The organism is Pseudonocardia terrae, assembly GCF_021343995.1.
Lineage (GTDB): Bacteria > Actinomycetota > Actinomycetes > Mycobacteriales > Pseudonocardiaceae > Pseudonocardia > Pseudonocardia terrae.
Genome location: NZ_JAJTTE010000044.1, coordinates 46,460 through 65,677 on the forward strand (window position 1 = coordinate 46,460; position 19,218 = coordinate 65,677).

At 75.4% G+C, this 19,218-nt stretch carries 18 protein-coding genes and 1 pseudogene; 16 read left to right on the plus strand and 3 right to left on the minus strand.

The genetic code is table 11. The features are described 5' to 3' along the window. Positions 1-421: 421 nt before the first annotated feature. Together LWC33_RS36625 and LWC33_RS25370 are read left to right on the plus strand one after the other, a co-directional pair. Positions 422-1,168, plus strand: a pseudogene (locus tag LWC33_RS36625) (alpha/beta hydrolase fold domain-containing protein); the annotation flags it as partial. Positions 1,169-1,188: 20 nt separating this feature from the next. Continuing rightward, a complete protein-coding gene (locus LWC33_RS25370) occupies positions 1,189-1,521 on the plus strand; it encodes an alpha/beta hydrolase family protein (RefSeq protein ID WP_308191004.1) in 333 nt (110 codons plus the stop codon). Between the two features lie 22 nt (positions 1,522-1,543). Here the strand turns inward: LWC33_RS25370 and LWC33_RS25375 are convergent, their stop codons facing one another. Next, positions 1,544-1,909: a nuclear transport factor 2 family protein gene (locus LWC33_RS25375; protein WP_233307171.1), complete on the minus strand. Its 366-nt coding sequence runs from the start codon at positions 1,907-1,909 to the stop codon at positions 1,544-1,546. A gap of 163 nt (positions 1,910-2,072) precedes the next feature. Between LWC33_RS25375 and LWC33_RS25380 the strand changes: the two genes are divergently transcribed. The 11 genes from LWC33_RS25380 (at position 2,073) to LWC33_RS25430 (ending at position 15,135) form a co-directional block, all read left to right on the plus strand. Beyond that, complete coding sequence (locus tag LWC33_RS25380; protein ID WP_233307173.1) at positions 2,073-3,695, plus strand: hypothetical protein; 1,623 nt, start codon at positions 2,073-2,075, stop codon at positions 3,693-3,695. Positions 3,696-3,875: 180 nt separating this feature from the next. Then, the gene (locus LWC33_RS25385; RefSeq protein WP_232873194.1) at positions 3,876-4,316 is read left to right on the plus strand and encodes a hypothetical protein; all 441 of its coding nucleotides are present in this window, start codon (positions 3,876-3,878) and stop codon (positions 4,314-4,316) included. Positions 4,317-4,351: 35 nt separating this feature from the next. Next, on the plus strand, positions 4,352-5,788 hold the full coding sequence (locus LWC33_RS25390; protein ID WP_233307174.1) for a hypothetical protein: 1,437 nt from the start codon (positions 4,352-4,354) through the stop codon (positions 5,786-5,788). A gap of 117 nt (positions 5,789-5,905) precedes the next feature. Continuing rightward, positions 5,906-7,960 carry a threonine--tRNA ligase gene (gene thrS, locus LWC33_RS25395; protein WP_233307176.1) on the plus strand — a complete coding sequence of 685 codons (2,055 nt, stop codon included), beginning with the start codon at positions 5,906-5,908 and terminating at the stop codon, positions 7,958-7,960. Positions 7,961-8,020: 60 nt separating this feature from the next. Continuing rightward, the gene (locus tag LWC33_RS25400) at positions 8,021-8,659 is read left to right on the plus strand and encodes an HIT family protein (RefSeq protein ID WP_233307178.1); all 639 of its coding nucleotides are present in this window, start codon (positions 8,021-8,023) and stop codon (positions 8,657-8,659) included. 67 nt (positions 8,660-8,726) lie between these two features. After that, positions 8,727-9,359, plus strand: a complete 633-nt coding sequence (gene pgsA / locus LWC33_RS25405) for a phosphatidylinositol phosphate synthase (RefSeq protein ID WP_233307181.1) — start codon at positions 8,727-8,729, stop codon at positions 9,357-9,359. Next, entirely contained in the window at positions 9,356-10,237 is an 882-nt protein-coding gene (locus tag LWC33_RS25410; RefSeq protein ID WP_233307182.1) for a phosphatidylinositol mannoside acyltransferase, read from the plus strand. The genes pgsA and LWC33_RS25410 overlap by 4 nt, the downstream gene beginning before the upstream one ends. Further along, positions 10,234-11,388: a glycosyltransferase family 4 protein gene (locus LWC33_RS25415; protein WP_233307184.1), complete on the plus strand. Its 1,155-nt coding sequence runs from the start codon at positions 10,234-10,236 to the stop codon at positions 11,386-11,388. The genes LWC33_RS25410 and LWC33_RS25415 overlap by 4 nt, the downstream gene beginning before the upstream one ends. Further along, positions 11,385-11,993, plus strand: coding sequence for a LemA family protein (locus LWC33_RS25420; protein ID WP_233307185.1), 609 nt, complete (start codon positions 11,385-11,387; stop codon positions 11,991-11,993). Before LWC33_RS25415 ends, LWC33_RS25420 begins: the two co-directional genes overlap by 4 nt. Positions 11,994-12,116: 123 nt before the next feature. Further along, on the plus strand, positions 12,117-13,046 hold the full coding sequence (pdxS, locus tag LWC33_RS25425; RefSeq protein ID WP_308191005.1) for a pyridoxal 5'-phosphate synthase lyase subunit PdxS: 930 nt from the start codon (positions 12,117-12,119) through the stop codon (positions 13,044-13,046). Between the two features lie 373 nt (positions 13,047-13,419). Then, positions 13,420-15,135, plus strand: a complete 1,716-nt coding sequence (locus LWC33_RS25430) for a glycoside hydrolase family 16 protein (protein ID WP_233307186.1) — start codon at positions 13,420-13,422, stop codon at positions 15,133-15,135. A 37-nt stretch (positions 15,136-15,172) separates the two neighbouring features. Here the strand turns inward: LWC33_RS25430 and LWC33_RS25435 are convergent, their stop codons facing one another. Beyond that, entirely contained in the window at positions 15,173-15,733 is a 561-nt protein-coding gene (locus LWC33_RS25435) for a helix-turn-helix domain-containing protein (protein WP_233307187.1), read from the minus strand. A gap of 53 nt (positions 15,734-15,786) precedes the next feature. Between LWC33_RS25435 and LWC33_RS25440 the strand changes: the two genes are divergently transcribed. Next, complete coding sequence (locus LWC33_RS25440) at positions 15,787-16,467, plus strand: AzlC family ABC transporter permease (protein ID WP_233307188.1); 681 nt, start codon at positions 15,787-15,789, stop codon at positions 16,465-16,467. Beyond that, positions 16,464-16,772, plus strand: a complete 309-nt coding sequence (locus tag LWC33_RS25445) for an AzlD domain-containing protein (protein ID WP_233307189.1) — start codon at positions 16,464-16,466, stop codon at positions 16,770-16,772. The genes LWC33_RS25440 and LWC33_RS25445 overlap by 4 nt, the downstream gene beginning before the upstream one ends. Positions 16,773-16,804: 32 nt before the next feature. Here the strand turns inward: LWC33_RS25445 and LWC33_RS25450 are convergent, their stop codons facing one another. Beyond that, complete coding sequence (locus tag LWC33_RS25450; RefSeq protein WP_233307190.1) at positions 16,805-17,452, minus strand: superoxide dismutase family protein; 648 nt, start codon at positions 17,450-17,452, stop codon at positions 16,805-16,807. Positions 17,453-17,578: 126 nt separating this feature from the next. Between LWC33_RS25450 and LWC33_RS25455 the strand changes: the two genes are divergently transcribed. Continuing rightward, a complete protein-coding gene (locus LWC33_RS25455; protein WP_233307191.1) occupies positions 17,579-19,024 on the plus strand; it encodes an SDR family oxidoreductase in 1,446 nt (481 codons plus the stop codon). The last annotated feature ends 194 nt before the right edge of the window (positions 19,025-19,218 follow it).

The window sequence follows — 19,218 nt, forward strand, 5'->3', positions numbered from 1 at the left end:
GGACGGCGGCCGGGCCGGTCTCGGCCGTGCGGAGCACACGCCGAGACCGTTCGGGCCCCGCGCGACCGTCTGGGTGGTCAACGGAGCACCCCGGGGGCACGGTGCGGGCGGAGATCGAACTCACCCGAACGACGGCATCACGGGCGCGTGTCGCGGGGCGCCGTCGCAACGGTGCGTGACGATCTCGCCGTCGGACTGGGCCGGACGGATGTGAGCGAGGAGGCGGGGGAGAACCCCGGGCCGCCACGCGCGAGGATCGGGGGGATCGACGGCGATCACGAGTGAGGGAGCTCGGATGGGGCGTACCGGCACGGTGGCGGGGATCCTGGGCGTTCTGGCGGCGGCGGGTGCGCGCCGGCCGGTGCTGCGGCGCTGGCCGACGTCGGTGGCCCAGATGGCGGTCTGCACCCCGGCGTCGGAGATGCCGGTCGCGGACGCGCTGGCGCACGCGGCGCTGGCGGCCGGCGGGGTGGCGGAACTGGTGCGCCGCCCGCGCGACGCCCGGTCCGTGGCGTCGGCGCTGGCGACCGTCGGCACGAACGCGGCCGCGGCCGTCGCGTCGGCGGGGCTGCGGACCGACGCGCGCCGCTCCGCCGTCGTCCTGCAGCAGGCGCTCGCCCCGCTCGGGGTGCGCGGCCTGGACCGCCCGATCCCCGGACCCGCGCGACGCGTGCGCGAGTGGCGGCAGGGCGCGCCCCGGTACGTCGTGGCGCAGGACGTCGCCTACGGCCCGGAGCCCGAGCACCGGCTCGACGTCTGGGCGCGCCGCGACCTGCACCTGCTCCGCGACGGCGGCCCCGCCCCCGTGCTGCTGCAGGTGCACGGCGGGGCCTGGACGCTGGGCTCGCGCACCAAGGAGGCGGTGCCGCTGATGGCGCACCTCGCGGCCCGCGGCTGGGTGTGCGTCACGGTCGACTACCGGCTCGCCCCCGCCGCCCGGTGGCCGGCGATGGTCGTCGACGTCAAGCGGGCGCTGGGCTGGATCCGCGAGCACATCGCCGGGTTCGGAGGTGATCCGGGGTTCGTCGCGGTGACCGGCGGCTCCGCGGGCGGGCACCTGGCCGCGCTCACCGCCCTGACGCCGAACGACCCGGCCTTCCAGCCGGGGTTCGAGGAGGCCGACACGTCCGTCCAGGCGGCCGTGCCGTTCTACGGGGTGCACGACTTCACCCTCGACGACCAGGGCCTGTGGAACCTGCTCGAGGGCAAGGTCATCGGGACGAGCTACGCCGCCGACGAGGCGACCTCCGCGCCGCCTCGCCGGTGCACCGGGCGGGGGCCGACGCGCCGCCCTTCCTCGTCGTGCACGGCGACACGGACACCGTGGCCGGCGTCGGGCAGTCGCGGCGGCTGGTCGCGCGGCTGCGGGCGGTGTCGCGCGAGCCCGTCTGCTACGCCGAGCTGCCGCACGCCCAGCACGGGTTCGACGGGCTGCCCACCGCCCGCACCGCCTACACGGTGCGGGCCGTGCACCGCTTCCTCACCGCGGTCCACACGAGGGCGACGGCGACGGCGAGGTAGAGCGGATCGTTTCGGGTGGCGGTCAGGGGGTGAGGAGCGCCGCCATCCGCTCGCGCAGCAGGGTGGCGGCGGAGTAGGGCCGGACCATGACGGTCAGCTCGGCGAGACCGTCGGGTCCCTCGCGCAGGATGTCGACGCCCTCGAGGTCCCGGTCGCCCACCCGGGTCCGGAAGACCAGCACGTGCCCGCCCTCGCCGGCGAACTCGTCGGTGTAGCGGAAGTCCTCGAACACCTGCACGACGGCCCGCAGGATCGCCCGCAGCGCCTCCCGGCCCTCGTAGGGCCGGTGGACGATCGGGGAGTGGAACACCGCGTCGGCGGTGAACAGGTCGGTGGCCGCGTCGGCGTCGCCGCGTTCGACGGCGGCCCGGAAGGCTGCTGCGCTCACGACCCCATCCGACCACTCCGGACGGTCGGGACGCCAGGCGACCGGCGGACGGCTCCGTCCGCTGTGCGCCGTTCGGCGCAGGGACTCTGTTCCGTCGGCTGTGCCGGAATGGGCCGAGAAGGTGGCCGAGCAATGGTTCCCTCACCGTGTGAGAGGGTATCGCGTGCCCGTTCCGGACAACGTCATCGACACCCTGGGGAAACTGCCCGGGGTGTCGTACGTCTCCGTTCTGGAGCGCGATACCCGGATGATTCTCGCATTCTCGGGCAACGCCGATTCCGGCCTTTCCGCCGAGGAGATCGTCGACGCTTTCGACAGCGCGACGGGCGTCGGAGGCCCCCGGGGCGGCGCGGTGCGGACCGTGGTGGTGACCGGCAGCCGTGTCGTCCAGGTGCTGGCACCGTGCCCGCTCGCGGACGACTCGGCGGGGGTGCTGTACCTCCGCCTCGTCCGGGCGCGCGCCAACCTGGCCTCCGCGCTCCGCGAGGTGGAGAGCGCCACCGGCAGCCGTGCCCGGCGCGTGACCGGCCGGGCGCAGGGCCGCGCCGGGTCCACCGGGTCCACCAGGTCCACCGGGTCCACCGGGTCCACCGGGTCCACCGGGTCCTCCCCGTCGTCCGCGGGCCGCACCGCGGTGCCGTCGGCGTTGCCGGGAACGGCGTCGGGCCCGGCCTCCACGGGTGGGTTCCTCGCCGCGGCACGACCCGCCGCGTCCTTCCCGTCCTCCCGGCCCTCCGCGTCGTTCCTGCCCTCGGTGCCCCCGGCCGGCCCGCACCCGGCCGCGGCCGTTCCGCGCCCCGCGCCCCGGACCCCGCCGGCCGCATCCGGTGCGCCGGCCGCAGCGCCGGCGTCCCCGGCCGCGCTCCCGTCGGCCGCCGTCCTGACCGCACCGCGGGCCCGGGGCGGCGACGAGCCGACGCGGACGGACCACCCTGCCGTCGCCGCGCCGACGGGCGACCCCGGCCACGCGCGCACCCGGGACGAGGCGTTCCCGCCGGCCCCCATCTCGGCTCCCGAGCCCCGCGAAGCGACCGACGAGCGGGAAGAACCGCTGGTCAGGAGTAGGTCACCGTTCCTCGCCGCGGAGTTCTTCGCCGCCGCGCACCGGGCCCGGCCGCCGCTGCCGCCCGATCCGCCGCGCGGTCCCACCCCGCACGACGAACACGCTCCGGACGTCGATCGGGCGGGGGCGCGGACCGGCCGGGCCGACCGCGACCCGCGACCGCCGACCCAGCGCCTCTCGGCGGCCCCGGCGGGTCCCGCGCCCCGCCGCCGGGTCCCGCGACCGAGGCCCGCGTCCGACGACCGGGCCACACGAGAGCCCGGAGCGACGGACCTCACCGAGTCGACCGAGGGCTCCGACGTCACGGCGGCCGCCGGCACCACCGATGCCGGCGAGGCCGACGAGGCCGGCGACGCCACCGAGATCACCGAGGCCCTCCGGAACGGCTCGCCCGCCGAGCCTCCCCTCGGAAGGGGCGTGACGCCCGGTCCCGAAGACCCCGCGGCGGTCGCTCGCGAGAACCCGGTGGCCGCGGCGCGCACGACGGCGGAACACCGGCACGGCGCGCCGGAGCGGACCGAGGACGGGGCGCCGCGCGGCACCGGGCCGCGCCCGGCCGACGACAGCGCGGCGCCGCCGTCCGGCCCCCTGCCCCGCCGCCGCGGGAACACCGCGATCCCGCCTCCGCACGAGCCCGAGGACGCCGAGCACGAGCGCCGCTGGGCCACGGACCTGCCCGCACTGCGCCGCTTGGCCGACGGGCTGCGGAGGCGATTGCGCTGATTCCCGGCCGCCGGGCGCTCGAACCGTGCGGGCCGCCCGGGGTGCCGTTTCGTCGCGCTCCGGAAAATGCGCCCCCGATGCCCCGCGCAACGATTCCGCGATATGCTTCGGCTTCCCCCCGTCCCCGCCTTTCGAAGGCCGCCGGAAACCGTCCCCGAGACCGGCGGTCGGAGGTACACGATGAGCTCCATCGAGCATTCCCTGGACATGGCCGCCAACATCAAGGGCGCGTTCGCCGTCGCCCTGGTCGACTACGAGAGCGGCATGATGCTCGGCTCGCGCGGCGGCAGCGCCGAGTTCGACCTCGAGGTCGCCGCGCCCGGCAACAGCGACGTCGTCAAGAGCAAGATCGAGGTCACCCAGAAGCTCGGCCTGCGCGAGCAGATCGAGGACATCCTGATCACGCTGGACAACCAGTACCATCTCATCCGCCTGATCCGCGGCCTGCCGGACGAGAAGCTCTTCCTGTACCTGGTCCTCAACCGGGCGCAGGCGAACCTCGCCATGGCCCGGCGTGACCTGCGCGTCATCGAGCAGGAGTTCTACATGTCGCACCCGAACGCCGGCGCCCGCTCGCCGCAGGGCGACAACCAGTACTTCCAGGCGAACGCCCACCGCTGATCGCGGTCCGCGACCGTCCCGATACAAATTCAGGTGTGGTGAGCATCCCCGGCAGTCCCGGAGTCCTGCGCGTCGCGGCGAAGGAGGTGCTGCGCCAGCCCTCCGTGCTGGCGTGCGCCCTCGTCGACGTCGAGAGCGGTCTCACGCTCGACGCCGAGACGGCGGACCGCGCGCGGCTCGACACCGAGGCCGTGGCCGCCGCGCAGGCCGAGGTGATCCGCGCCGCGCAGGCGCTGGCCCAGGTCGTGCGCGGCGCCCCGGCCGAGGTCGTCGTGAAGCAGGGGACCGCGGTGATGCACCTCATCCGGTTGCTGCCGGACCCGGCGGGTCCGGGCCTCGTGCTCGCGGTGCTGGTCGTGACGCCGGAGCGGAACCTGCGCAAGGTCCGGCGGGTGCTGGACCGGATCGACCCGGCGGCCTTCGTGCCGCGTCGCCTGCGGGCAGCGCCGGCCGCGGCGGTCTCCGAGGTCCCCCCTGCGCCGGACGAGGCGGCGGGGTCTCCCGCGGCCGTCTCCGCGGACGCCGTCCCGGTCGGCCCGTTCCCGGCCGCCGTTGCTCCCGGTCCTGCCGCTCCTGGAACCGCCACGGCCGCTCCGGGAGCCGCGGCCGGTCCGGCCCCCGCGCGGCCCGCCCCGGCCGGGACGACGGCGAGCCCGCCCGCGGGCCGGCCCGTGGTCCCGCCGGTACCGGCATGGGCCGCCCGTTCGGCCGGCGCGCCCGCCGCCCCGGTGTCCGTCGCCCCGGGCCCGCACGGCGCGCTGCTCACCGTCCACGGCCCGAACGGCTCGGGTCCCGTCGGCTACGGCCCGAACGGCTCGGGCCCCGTCGGCTACGGCTCGAACGGCTCGGGCCCCGTCGGCTCGGACCCCGTCGGTGCGGGGCCGGTCGGGTCGGGACCGGTCGGTGCGCGGCCGGCCCCCGCCCGGGTCCCGTCCACCGGGAGGGGGCCGGGCGCGCCCGACGGCCGCGTCCCCGCTCCCGTCACCGCCGTCGACCTGGCGCGGCTCGTCCCGGCCGGCCCGGAGGTCCGCGGCCGGGCCGCCGCCGCCTCGAACGGCAGCAGCGGCCCGCACGGCGGCACCTCCGCCGCGGTTCGCGGCACCGATGCCGCTCCGGCGCCCGGCACCCGCGCCCTGAACCCGGACGCCGCCGCGTCGGATGCCGCCGCGAACGGAGCCGGGCCCGGCCCGGACCGCAGCACTCCCGCACCGGAGCCGGGCGTCCTCGCGACGAGCCCCGGCGGGAACGACCGTCCCGCCTCGACCGACCGGTCCGCCGGCCCGGTCGCGGAGCGGTCCGGGACGCCGTCCGCCGCCCCCGGTGTCGACCTCGCCGGCCTCGCCGACCGACCGGGCCTGAGCGAGGTGGACTGGTTCAGCCCCGTGACCCCGGGCAGCCCGCCCCCGCTGCGCCGGGTCGTGGCCGAGCCCGAGGAGCCGCACGCGCACGTCGGGCTGCCGCACCGCTCCTGAGCAGCGCTCCGGTGGCTCGGACGCGGTGCGGCCTCCGGCGGGTGCCAGCGGGAAACCTGTCGGGCCCGACCTCTAGCATCGGGGGGACAATCCGCACGGCTCTCCTGGAGGCACCTCGTGTCCGCTGTACCCGCCCCGCCCGCGTCCGCGCCGATCCTGGTGCCGGCCGGGACGACGGCCGGGGCCCGCGTCCGCGAGGGGGGCCTGCCGACCAGCGGGCCGCAGGCGGTCGTCGTCGTGAAGGACACCGAGGGGACGCTGCGCGACCTGGCCTGGGCCCCCGAGGCCGACGCCGAGGTCGTCCCGGTCACCGCGGACTCCGACGAGGGCCGCAGCGTGATCCGGCACTCCGCGGCGCACGTCCTCGCCCAGGCCGTCCAGCAGCTGTACCCGGAGGCCAAGCTCGGCATCGGCCCGCCGATCACGGACGGCTTCTACTACGACTTCGACGTGGAGAAGCCCTTCACGCCGGAGGACCTGAAGAAGCTCGAGTCGGCGATGAAGAAGATCATCAAGTCCGGCCAGCGCTTCTCCCGCCGCCGCTTCGACTCGCTCGACCAGGCCCGCAAGGAGCTCGCCGACGAGCCGTACAAGCTCGAGCTGATCGACCTCAAGGGCACCGGCACCGAGGCGGACGACGAGGTCATGGAGGTCGACGCCTCCGGCGAGCTGACCATCTACGACAACGTCCACGCCCACACCGGCGAGACCGTCTGGTCGGATCTCTGCCGCGGCCCGCACCTGCCGACCACGAAGTACATCCCGGCGTTCACCCTCACCCGCTCCGCCGCGGCCTACTGGCGGGGCAGCGAGAAGAACCCGCAGCTCCAGCGCATCTACGGCACCGCCTGGGAGTCGCAGGAGGCGCTCGACGCCCACCTGGAGCGCGTCGCCGAGGCCGAGCGCCGCGACCACCGCCGCCTCGGCGCCGAGCTGGACCTGTTCTCCTTCCCGGACCAGATCGGTTCCGGCCTCGCGGTCTTCCACCCCAAGGGCGGCGTGATCCGCAAGGAGCTGGAGGACTACTCACGGCGCCGGCACGAGGAGGCGGGGTACGAGTTCGTCAACACCCCGCACATCACCAAGGGGCAGCTGTTCCGCACCTCGGGCCACCTCGAGTGGTACGAGGAGGGCATGTACCCCGGCATGATCCTCGACGAGGAGCTCAACGCCGACGGGACGGTCCGCAAGCCCGGCCAGGACTACTACCTGAAGCCGATGAACTGCCCCATGCACAACCTGATCTTCGACGCCCGCGGGCGCAGCTACCGCGAGCTGCCGCTGCGGCTGTTCGAGTTCGGGACCGTGTACCGGTACGAGAAGTCCGGGGTGGTGCACGGGCTGACCCGCGCCCGCGGCTTCACGCAGGACGACGCGCACATCTACTGCACCGAGGAGCAGATGGAGGGCGAGATCGCCTCCCTGCTCGACTTCGTGCTGGGCCTGCTGCGCGACTACGGGCTCGACGACTTCCACCTCGAGCTCTCCACCCGCAACCCGGACAAGTCCATCGGGTCGGACGAGGACTGGGAGCGCGCCACCGACGTGCTCCGCAAGGTCGCCGAGGACACCGGCCTCACCCTGGTCGACGACCCGGGCGGCGCCGCGTTCTACGCCCCGAAGATCAGCGTCCAGACCAAGGACGCGATCGGCCGCAGCTGGCAGATGTCCACCATCCAGGTGGACCTGATGCTGCCGGACCGCTTCGACCTCGAGTACACGGCGCCGGACGGCTCGCGCAAGCGCCCGGTCATGATCCACCGCGCCCTGTTCGGCTCGATCGAGCGGTTCTTCGGCGTGCTGCTGGAGCACTACGCCGGCGCCTTCCCGGCATGGCTCGCGCCGACCCAGGTCGTCGCCATCCCGGTCACGGACGAGCAGGTCCCGGCCGTCGAGGAGGTCGTCGGGCAGCTGCGGGCGAAGGGCGTGCGCGTCGAGCTCGACGCCGGCGACGACCGGATGCAGAAGAAGATCCGCACCCACACGCTGCAGAAGGTGCCGTTCCTGCTGCTCGCGGGCGCGCGGGACGTCGAGGCCGGTGCGGTGAGCTTCCGCTTCCGCGACGGCTCGCAGACCAACGGCGTGCCGGTGGCGCAGGCGGTCGAGGCGATCACGAGCTGGATCGCGAGCCGTTCGAACGTCAGCCCGACCGCGGAGACCTTCACCCTGTGACCGTGTCGTCGGCCGGTGTCGCCGCGGGGCGGGGGCCGGCGCGTGACTAGGATCGACGGCGTGTCCGAGCCCGAAGGGGGAGCCCCCGAGATCGAGGGCATCGAGGGCGTCGGCACCCCGGACGGGTTCCGCAGGCTGTGGACCCCGCACCGGCTGGCCTACATCAAGGAGGCCGGCGAGGGCGGGTGCCCGTTCTGCCGCATCCCGTCGCTGCCCGATGCGGAGGGCCTCGTGGTCGCGCGGGGCCACAGCGTGTTCGCGCTGCTCAACCTGCACCCGTACAACCCGGGGCACCTGATGGTGCTGCCGTACCGGCACGTCGCCGACCTCGAGGACCTCACGGCCGCCGAGTCCGCCGAGCTCACGCTGTTCACCCAGCGCGCGATCCGGGCCATGAAGAAGGTGGCCGCGCCGCACGCCTTCAACACCGGGCTCAACCTGGGCACGGTCGCCGGCGGCTCGCTGGCCGAGCACCTCCACCAGCACGTCGTGCCCCGGTGGGGCGGCGATGCGAACTTCATCGCCGTCGTCGGGCAGACGAAGGTGATCCCGCAGCTGCTGTCCGAGACCCGCGAGTTGCTGGCCGGGGCCTGGGAGCCGGACTGGGAGCCCGCCGACGGCGCGGTCGACACGGTCGGCACGGTGGGCACCGACGGCGCCCGCGAGCCCGACACGGGGAGTGACCAGCCTCGGGACTAGGCTGGTCGTCCGCACCACCGACCGCGGCAGGGCGCCGCACGAGACCGGCAGGAGTCGGCCCCACCCGATGCTGAACGTCGTCGCCCGAGTCCACGTCAACCGGGTCACCGACCCGATCGGCCGCGCGCTGGTCGGGCGGGGGATCACGCCGGACGTCGTCACGGTCGTCGGCACGGTCGGCGCCTCCGCGGCCGCCCTGTGGTTCCTGCCCCGCGGCGAGCTGGTCGTCGCGCCCTTCGTGATCACCCTGTTCGTGCTGCTCGACCTGGTCGACGGGGCCATGGCCCGGGCCCGGGGGAGGGGCACACCCTTCGGCGCCGTGCTCGACTCCACCTGCGACCGGATCGCCGACGGCGCGCTGTTCGCCGGTGTGACCTGGTGGTGCCTGGGCGTGGGCGACGAGCGGGTGCTCGGGATCGCGGCGATGATCTGCCTGGTCTCCGCGCAGCTGATCTCGTACGTCAAGGCGCGGGCCGAGGGCGCCGGGCTGAGCGCCGACGGCGGTCTGGTCGAGCGGGCCGAGCGGCTGATCGTCGTCCTGGTCGGGATCTTCCTGCAGGGCGTCGGCGTGCCCTACGCGCTGCACGTGCTGCTGTGGGGGCTCGCCGCCGCCTCCGTGTGGACGGTCGGCCAGCGGATCGTGCTGGTGTACCGCAGCGCGCAGGCCCTGGAGTCCCGGGCGCAGGAGCCTCCCTCGTGACCCTCGCGGACCTCGGGTACACCGCGGCCTGGCGGCTGCTGCCGCACGTGCCGGCCTCCGTCGCCGAGGCCGGGTTCCGCATGGGGGCCGACCTGGCCCGGCGGCGCGGGGGAGCGGGCGTCGAACGGCTGCGGCGCAACCTGCGCCGGGTGCGGCCGGAGGCGTCGGAGCCCGAGCTGGACGGGCTCGTCCGGGCGGCCCTGCGCAGCTACGCCCGGTACTGGCAGGAGGCCTTCCGGCTGCCCGCGCTCGATCCGGGCACCATCCACGCCCGGCACGCGACCACCGGCCTCGAGGCGGCGCTCACCGCGTTGCAGGAGGGCCGCGGGGTCGTCCTGGCCCTGCCGCACGCCGGGAACTGGGACGTCGCCGGCGTGTACGTGCTGGAGGAGCTGCGCAGGCACGGGCTCCGCGCCGAGATGACCACCGTCGTCGAGCGGCTGCAGCCGGAGGCCGTCTTCCGGCGGTTCGTGGGGTACCGGGAGTCGCTCGGGTTCGAGATCGTCGCGCAGGACGAGGGCCGGCGCGCCCACCTCGCGCTGACCCGCCGGCTGCGGGCCGGCGGGCTGGTCTGCCTGATCGCGGACCGGGACCTCGCCGGCACCGGGATCGACGTGCCGTTCTTCGGCGACACGATCCGCCTCCCGTCGGGCCCGGCCTCGCTCTGCGCCCTCACCGGGGCCCAGCTGCACGCGGCGGTGACCTACTTCCGGCCCGGCGGGTGGGGCGCCACGGTCTCACCGGCGATCCCGGTCCCGGACCGGGCCGCAGTGCCGAAGGCCACCCTGGAGCTGGCCCGCATCTTCGAGGAGCACATCGCGGCGCACCTCGAGGACTGGCACATGCTCCAGGAGCTGACCCCGGGGAGCCGCCGGTGAGGATCGGCATCGTGTGCCCCTACTCGCTCGACGTACCGGGCGGGGTGCAGACGCACGTCGTCGAGCTGGCGCGGGCGTTGCGCGCGCTGGGGCACGCGGTCTCGGTCCTCGCGCCGGCCGACGAGGACACGCCGGTGCCGGACTTCGTCACCTCCGCCGGCAAGGCGCTGGGCGTCCCCTACAACGGCTCGGTCGCGCGGGTGACCTTCGGCCCGGTCACCTACGCCCGGGCCCGCCGCTGGCTGGAGAAGAACGCGTTCGACGTGCTCCACCTGCACGAACCCACCACGTTCTCGATCTCCGTGCTGGCCCTGCTCGCCGCCGAGGGCCCGATCGTCGCCACGTTCCACACCTCCACCGAGCGCTCCCGCACCCTGCAGGCCTTCGGTGGCGTGCTGCGGCCGCTCATGGAGAAGGTCACCGCGCGGATCGCCGTGTCCTCGCTGGCCCGGCGGGTCCAGGTGGAGCACCTGGGCGGCGACGCGATCGAGATCCCCAACGGCGTCGACGTCGCCCGGTTCGCCTCCGGGCCCCCGCTGCCCGGCCGGGACCTCCCGGGACCGGGCCGTCGGACCCCGACGATCGGGTTCGTGGGGCGGTTCACGGAGCCGCGCAAGGGAATGCCGGTGCTGCTCGAGGCGCTGCGGTCGCTGGATGCGCGGCTGCTCGTCGTCGGGCGGGGGGACCCCGCCGACCTGCGGCGCGAGGCCGGGCCGGTCGCCGACCGGCTCCACGTCCTCGGGACCGTCGACGAGGACACCAAGGCCGCCGCGCTCCGCTCTGTCGATGTCTTCTGCGCCCCCAACCTGGGCGGCGAGAGCTTCGGCATGGTGCTCACCGAGGCCATGGCCGCGGGTGCGCCCGTCGTCGCCAGCGACCTCGAGTCCTTCCGGCGCGTGCTGGGCGAGCCCGACCCGGCCGGGGTCCTGGTGCCCACCGGCGACGCCACGGCTCTCGCCACGGCCCTGCGCGGGCTGCTGGCCGACCCGCAGCGCCGGGCGCTGCTGTCGGCGGCCGGACGGATGCGCGCGGCGGACTTCGACTGGCCGGTCGTGGCGGCGCAGGTCCTGCAGGTCTACCAGGCGGCCGTCGCGGCGGACCCGCGCCAGGTCGTCGCGGGTCGGGACGCCTTCCCCGGGGGTGCGGCGTGAGCTGGCCGCTCGTGCTCCTGCTGCTGGTCGTGGTGGCCGTCGTCGCGGCGGTCACGGTGCTCTGCGTGGCGCGCAGCCGCCGACTCGACCGGCTGCACCGGCGCACCGACGCCGCACGTGTCGGGCTCGAACGGTCGCTGGCCCGGCGGGCGGACGTCGCGATCCGGGTCGCGGAGACGCTCGACGCCCCCCGGGCGGGTCCCGGGAGCGTCCCGGCGGCGCTCGACGAGGCCGCCCGGGCTGCCGGTGCGGGCGCCGTCCGGGGGCTGCCGCGGCGCAGCGAGGACGGCATCGAGGCGCGCGAGATCGTCGAGAACGCCCTGTCCCGGGCGCTCGGCACCGTGGACCGGTCGCGGCTCGACCCGGAGCTGCGGTCCGAGCTCGCCGACGCCGAGCGGCTCGTCGTCCTGGCCCGGCGGGTGCACAACGACGCCGTGCGGGACACCCTGGACCTGCGGTCCCGCCGGCTCGTCCGGTGGCTGCGGCTGCACGGCACGGCGCCGCTGCCCGGGTACTTCGAGATCGCCGAGTCGGTCGCCGGGCCCGCCGGGGCGATGCGGCCGGTGGTGCGGCCGGCACTGCGCCCGACCGATCCGGTCGGCTGAGGGGTGCGACACCTAAGGGCGTGACCGGCCCCGAGCGACGCGTACCATCGACGAACGGGCCGCCGACCAGCGGCGGCAGCATGCCCGGGGTCCCGGGAACCGTACCGAGAAGGAGCACCGAAAGTGTCGTCCGAGCAGGCCCAGTCCGACACCGCCGCCGGCGCCGCCAGCACCGAGCTCGGCACGGCCCGCGTCAAGCGCGGCATGGCCGAGATGCTCAAGGGCGGCGTGATCATGGACGTCGTCACGCCGGAGCAGGCGAAGATCGCCGAGGACGCCGGCGCCGTCGCGGTCATGGCGCTCGAGCGCGTGCCGGCGGACATCCGCGCGCAGGGCGGCGTGGCGCGCATGAGCGACCCGGACATGATCCAGGGGATCATCGAGTCGGTGTCGATCCCGGTGATGGCCAAGGCGCGCATCGGGCACTTCGTCGAGGCGCAGGTGCTGCAGTCCCTCGGCGTGGACTACGTCGACGAGTCCGAGGTGCTGACCCCGGCCGACGAGGCGCACCACATCGACAAGTGGGCGTTCACCGTGCCCTTCGTGTGCGGTGCGACGAACCTGGGTGAGGCGCTGCGGCGGATCTCCGAGGGCGCGGCGATGATCCGCTCCAAGGGTGAGGCCGGCACCGGCAACGTGGTCGAGGCGACCCGGCACATGCGCCAGATCCGGGCGGACATCCGCCGGCTCGCGACCCTGGACGAGGCGGAGCTGTTCATCGCGGCCAAGGAGCTGCGGGCGCCGGTGCAGCTGGTGGCCGAGATCGCGAAGGCGGGCAAGCTGCCGGTCACGCTGTTCACCGCGGGCGGGATCGCGACCCCGGCGGATGCGGCGATGATGATGCAGCTCGGCGCCGAGGGCGTGTTCGTGGGTTCGGGCATCTTCAAGTCCGGTGACCCGGCGCAGCGCGCGGCGGCGATCGTCAAGGCCACCACGTTCTTCGACGACCCGGACGTGATCGCGAAGGTCTCGCGCGGGCTGGGCGAGGCGATGGTCGGGATCAACATCCCGGACCTGCCGGCCGAGCAGCGCTACGCCGACCGCGGTTGGTGAGCTGACCTCCTCCCGGACGCCCCGCCTCGTGCGGGGCGTTCGGCGTTCTCGGGGTCGTCCGGTTTCCTCGGCGCCTCGGGCACGCCTCGGGCACGGAGTGTGGCGATGGCGTCGACGGCCCCTCTGCCCTCGACGGGGTCGCTGACCTGGCACGTCACCCGGTCGTGCAGACCGGTGCCCGCGGAACGGTCGTGATCGCCGCTCATCGCTCTGGGTGAACCGGAAACCGCGAATCGTCCCAACCTCCGCCTACCCACGGTGTCACCCGGTGCGGTTCAGACGTCGCACGACGAGGTGAACGAGGGCTGTTCGGTGACTGTGTGCGTCTTAGGGTCCCGTGTGACAGCTGGGATTCAAGTGGTGGAGGAGTCGGATGAGGCGATACGTGACCATCGGCGGCATCGTCGCCACGGCGATGATCGCGGGCTCGGTGGCGGCGTTCGCGGCGCCGACGGCCCCGGCCCCGGCGGACTGCACGCCTCCGGCCGCAGCGGCCGCGCCCGCCGGCCCCGGCGGGGGAGCGGGGACCGGAGGGACCGGCGCCGTCCCGCGGGACACGGGCGGCGACGGCTCGGGTTCGGGCTCGGGCGGCGCGGGCGGTGACGACGGTTCGGGCGGCGGTGCGGCGGGATCGAGCGACTCCGGCGACAACGGGTCCGGTGGCGCGTCCGGGCACGACGGGTCGGGTGACGGCTCGGCTTCCGGGGATGACCACGGCGACGGTTCCGGCGACGGTTCGGGCGGTCACGGTGACCAGGGTTCCGGCGGGGCCGGCTCCGATGACCACGGCTCCGATGACCGCGGCTCTGTCGACCACCCGGCCGGCAAGGGCGACGACCACGGCTCGGCAGGGTCGGACCAGGGCGGTTCGGGGGACCACGGCGGCTCCGGCGGGCCGTCGGACGAAGGCGCACCGGCGGCACCCTCGGCGCCGGGTGCCGGCGCCACGCCGGCCACGCCGTCCCCGACCGTCCCCGGCGCTGCGGCCCCGGGCGCCGGGCTGGTCCCGGATCCCGCGCCGGCCCCCTGCTCCGCCGACGCCGGCGCCGACACCAGCGCAGCCGTGATGCACGACTGGGGCCGGCCGAACCAGGTCGACGAGTTCGACGGCACCTCGCTCAGCAAGGAGTGGGAGCCCTACGACGGCCCGGGCCACAACGGGGCCGGCCGTCGTTCACCCGGCGCCTTCACGGTCAAGGACGGCATCCTGACCGTCACCGGCACCCCCGACGGCACGACGGGCGGTATGGCGTGGGGCAAGGGGCAGAAGTACGGCCGGTGGGAGGCCCGGGTCAAGGCGCCGGCCTCCGACCCGACGTACCACGCCGTCCTGCTGCTGTGGCCCGACGCCGAGAACTGGCCGGTGGGCGGCGAGGTCGACTTCATGGAGATGTCGGATGCGAAGCGGCAGTCCACGGACATGTTCCTGCACTACGGCAAGGACAACCAGCAGGAGCACGGCAGCGTCGACGTCGACGCCACCCGGTGGCACGACTGGGCGGTCGAGTGGACGCCCGACCACATCACCGCCTTCCTGGACGGCAAGGAGTGGTGGAGCACGAAGGAGACCTCGATCCTGCCGCCCGGCCCGATGCACCTCACGGTCCAGCTCGACTGGTTCCCGGAGGGCGGTGGCGACGTGAAGAAGTCCGAGATGCAGCTCGACTGGGTCAAGCAGTACCCGCTCAGCGCGACCGAGACCGCCGAGGGCGAGGTCGCGCACGCGAAGGACCTCGCGCACGACGCCGTCGGCAAGGCCCTCGAGGGCGCCGCCGACCTCGTCGGTGCACCGGTCACGGGCCAGGTCTCCGACACCGAGGGCGCCGCGGACCACGCCACCACTGCGGTGGAAGGCGCAGCCGACCACGCGGCCGCGACGGTAAGAGGCGCCGCGGACCACGTGGCTGCGACAGCGGAAGGCGCCGCCGACCGTGGCGCGACGGGAGCCGCGGAGGCCGTTGCGCCGCAGGACCCGCTGACCGAAGGGGCGCCGGACGCCCTGCTCGGGCCGGCGGGCGTCGACCCCGGCGCGGCCGACACCTCGGACCCGGCCCACGGCCTGGTCCGGAACGCCGTCCGCGCCGGCTGAGCTGCCGGAGGAGCGGCCGCCCGACCTACGGGGTCGGCTACACGTACTCCATCACCAGCACCGCGGCGGTGCCGGGTTCGAGGGCCTGGTAGGCGTGGGGGCGGTCTCCGGGGAAGCAGGCGTAGTCGCCGAGCCCGAGCTCGACCTCCTCGCCCTCCGGCCCGGCCAGCCACCGCCCCGCCGTGACGACCATGTGCTCGGTCGTCCCCGGGATGTGCGCGTGGGCGGTGCGGGGAGGGCCGGGTTCGGCGGTGATCACGTGCAGGTCGCGCCGGGCCCCGGGCGGGCAGGCGGCCAGCAGGGTGCCGGTGAAGGGGGAGTGCTCGCTCGGGATCACCACGCCCTCCCCGGCCCGCACCACCCGCACGGTCCGCGCCGGGGGGTCGACCAGCCGCGAGAAGGGGACGTCGAGCACGACGGCGATCGCCCACAGTGTCTCGACGCTCGGGTTCCCCGCTCCCGCCTCGAGCTGCGACAGCGTGGACTTGGCGATCCCCGCCCGCCGCGCGAGCTCGCCGAGGGAGAGCTCCCGGCGGGTCCGCTCGCGCCGCACGGCGGAGGCGATGGCCGCGAGCGGCGTGCTCTCCGTTCGATTCATCGGTCTCCCTATCCGGTTTGACGAACGCCCCGACGGTGTTCATCCTAGCGGCCATGTGTTCGGCACGGCGAACGGCTCTGGGGCGCGGTGACCTCCGCGACGCCTTGGCGCTCGGGGCGGCGATCACGGTCGTCGGGATGTCCTTCGGGGCGCTCGCGGCGGCCGCCGGGGTCCCGCCGCTGCTCGCGGTGGCGATGTCGGTACTGGTCTTCGCGGGCGGCTCGCAGTTCCTCGCCGTGGCGGTGGTCGCCGCGGGCGGGGCACCGGTCGCCGCGGTGGCGGCCGGGCAGCTGCTGAACCTGCGGCACCTGCCGTTCGGGCTGGCCATCGGCGACCTCGCGGGCCGGACGCTCCCGGCCCGGCTCCTCGGGGCCCACATCCTGATCGACGAGAACGTCGCCTTCGCCCGGGCACGGGGGACCGGCCCGCGCGCCCGGGCGGCGTACCGGGCCTGCGGTGCGCTGCTGTTCGTCGGCTGGAACGCCGGGACCGTCGTCGGCCTGCTGGCCGGGTCGGCGGTGCCCGACCCGGCCTCGTTCGGGGTCGACGCGGCGTTCCCGGCGGCCCTGCTGGCGCTCCTGTTGCCCTCGCTGCGCGCGCCCGACGCCCGCCGGGTGGGCCTCGGCGCGGCCGTCGTCGCGCTGGCGGCCACACCGTTCCTCCCGCCCGGGCTGCCGGTGCTGGTCGCGCTCCTGGGCCTCCTGCTCGCGGGGCGGACGGAGGCGGAGCGATGACCTGGACCGCCGTCCTCGCCCTCGCCGTCGGCACCTACCTGGTCCGGCTGGCCGGGATCCTGTTGCGCGACAAGGTCACGCTCCCGCACCGGCTCGCCCGGCTCACCGGTCTCGGCGCGACCGCCCTCCTGGTCGCCCTGGTCGCGACCGCCGCGCTGACCGAGGCCGGCGGGTTCGCCGGCTGGGCCCGCCCTGCCGGGGTGCTCGTGGGCGGCGTGGCCGCGTGGCTCAAGGTGCCGTTCGTGCTGGTCGTGGTGCTCGCCGCCGGGACCACGGCGGGCCTGCGCGCTCTCGGCGTCGCATGATCGGGATGGCGGGCTCGCACCCGCTCTGACGGTCAGGCGAAGTCGACGGTCACACAGCCGATCCGGTCGCCCGCGGTCCCGGCCTTACCCGGCTCGGTCGCCGTCCGCATCGCGTGGATCACGACGGACTGCGGGGCGGCCTGGGCGGTGAACGCCCACTGGGCCTGGGTCGCGGTCACCGAGGCTGCGCCCTGCGCATCGGTGGTGAAGTCCAGCCACACCTCGTTCTGCGGGTTGGCGTAGGCCGGGTCGACGCTCGGGCTCACCGGGTCCGGGACGTGCTGGAAGTGCGCGCCGGAGTCCGCGGCGGCGGGGCCGCACGGCTTCTGGTGGGCGTGCGAGCCGTAGGTGCGGTTCGGCACCAGCCCCGTGACCGCGAGGGTGACGGTCGAGCTGGTGCCCTCCGTCGAGGAGGTCACCTTCGCCGTCGCGCCGGCCGGCACCAGCTCGGGATTGTAGGTGATCGCGGCGCCGGTGGTGCCGAAGGTCGCCTCGACGGCGACCCCGGGCGCGGCGCTGCCCGAGGTGCCCGCGGCCGGCGCGGCCTGGGCCGTCGGGACGGCGGGTGTGCCGGTCTCGGTGGACGCGGACTGCGACGGCGACGAACACCCGACGAGCGCGACGGACAGGACAGCCAGCGCCGGCAGGAGGAGTCGGTGGAAGGTGCGCGGTGGGACCATGGATCAGACATACCCCATGGGGGTGTGATCACCGGGGTCCGCCGCGCCCGGTGGCCCTATCGTGGCGCCGGAGGTCCGGCGGAGGAGGACGAGCGGTCGCGCGGCGGATCGGGGACGATCGGGGCCGTGCGCGTTCTCGTGATCGGGGCGACCGGCTACGTCGGCACCCGGCTGGTGCCGCGGCTGCTCGCCGAGGGGCACACCGTCCGCTGTCTCGTCCGGTCCCCGGACCGCCTGGCGCGCACGGGTTTCGCCGACCGGGTCGAGGTCGTGCGGGGGAGCGTGGCCGATGCGGTGGCGACCCGCGAGGCCTGCCGGGGAGCCGACGCCGTCGTCCATCTCGTGCATTCCATGGACGGGCCGGACTTCGCCGACCGGGACCGGGCCGCGGCCCGCACCCTGGTGGCCGCGGCCGCGGAGGGCGGGGTGCGGCGGATCGTCTACCTCGGCGGGCTGCAGCCCTTCGGGCCGGCCACCTCGGCGCACCTGGGCTCACGGCACGAGGTCGGGGAGATCCTGCTGGCCGGTGCGGTGCCCACGGTGGTGCTGCAGGCCGGGATCGTCGTCGGCCGGGGGTCGGCGAGCTTCGAGATGGTCCGGCACCTCGCCGAGACCGTCTTCGGCGGTCCGCCGGTGCTCCCGCTGCCGGACCAGGCCTGGAACCGCGTGCAGCCGATCGCGGTCGACGACGTCCTGTACTGGCTCACGGCGTGTCTCTCGCTGCCGCCCGAGGTGAACCGTGCCTTCGACGTCGGCGGCCCCGACGCGCCCAGCTACGTCGAGCTGCTGCGCGGGTACGCCCGCGAGGCCGGGCTCACCCGCGCCCTCACCGTCCCGGTGCCGGTCGCGGCGCCGCGGCTGGGAGCCCGTGCGATCGAGGCGCTCACCCCGGTCGACCGGGAGCTCGCCGGGCCGCTGCTGGAGTCGATGGCCTACGACCTCGTCTGCCGCGAGTCGGACCTGTCCGCGCTGGTCGGGGACCCGCCCGGCGGCCGGACGCCCTACCGCGAGGCGGTGCGCCGGGCGGTGGCCGAGGAAGGCTCTGCGGGCGCGGCGGCCACCGATCCCGACGGGTCCGGGCCGCCCGCGCTGACCGGGCGGCACGTCGAGGAGGTCGACGCGCCGGCCGACGTACTGTGGTCCGTGGTCGCAGGGCTCGGCGGCGAGGAGGGTTGGCACACCGTGCCCGGTGCCTGGGTGCTGCGGCAGCGCCTCGACGGCCTGGTCGGCGGCGTCGGTCTGCGCCGTGGCCGTCCGGAGCGGCTCGAACCGGGCGCGCCGGTGGACTGGTGGCGCGTCGAGGAGGTCGACCAGGGGCGGAGCCTCGCCCTCCGCGCGGAGACCCGGCTGCCGGGCGTCGCGCGGCTGCGGATGACGGTCGAACCGGCCGGGCGCGGCGCGAGCCGGTACACCCAGACCGTCACCTTCCGTCCCCGCGGGCTCGTGGGGCGCGTCTACTGGTACGCGCAGAAGCCGGGGCACGATCTGGTCTTCGGGGTGATGGCGCGCATGATGGCGTACGAGGCGGAGCGCCGGGCGGGGCAGCGCCGACGCCCGAACGGCCGAGCTTGAGTCCGAGCAACAGCGTTGCCCGGCCCAGGATCGTTGCGCACGCACCTTTCGTTACCGCTGCGTACCGTGAGATTCCCCGGGTTGACCGCGCTCCGCGGTCACCGAGAGCATTCCCGCAGCCGTCCGCTCCCCGCAACGGCTGCGCCCGTCCGGACCGACCCCCGACGGTCCGGCGGGTCCGCCCCGAGCCGTGG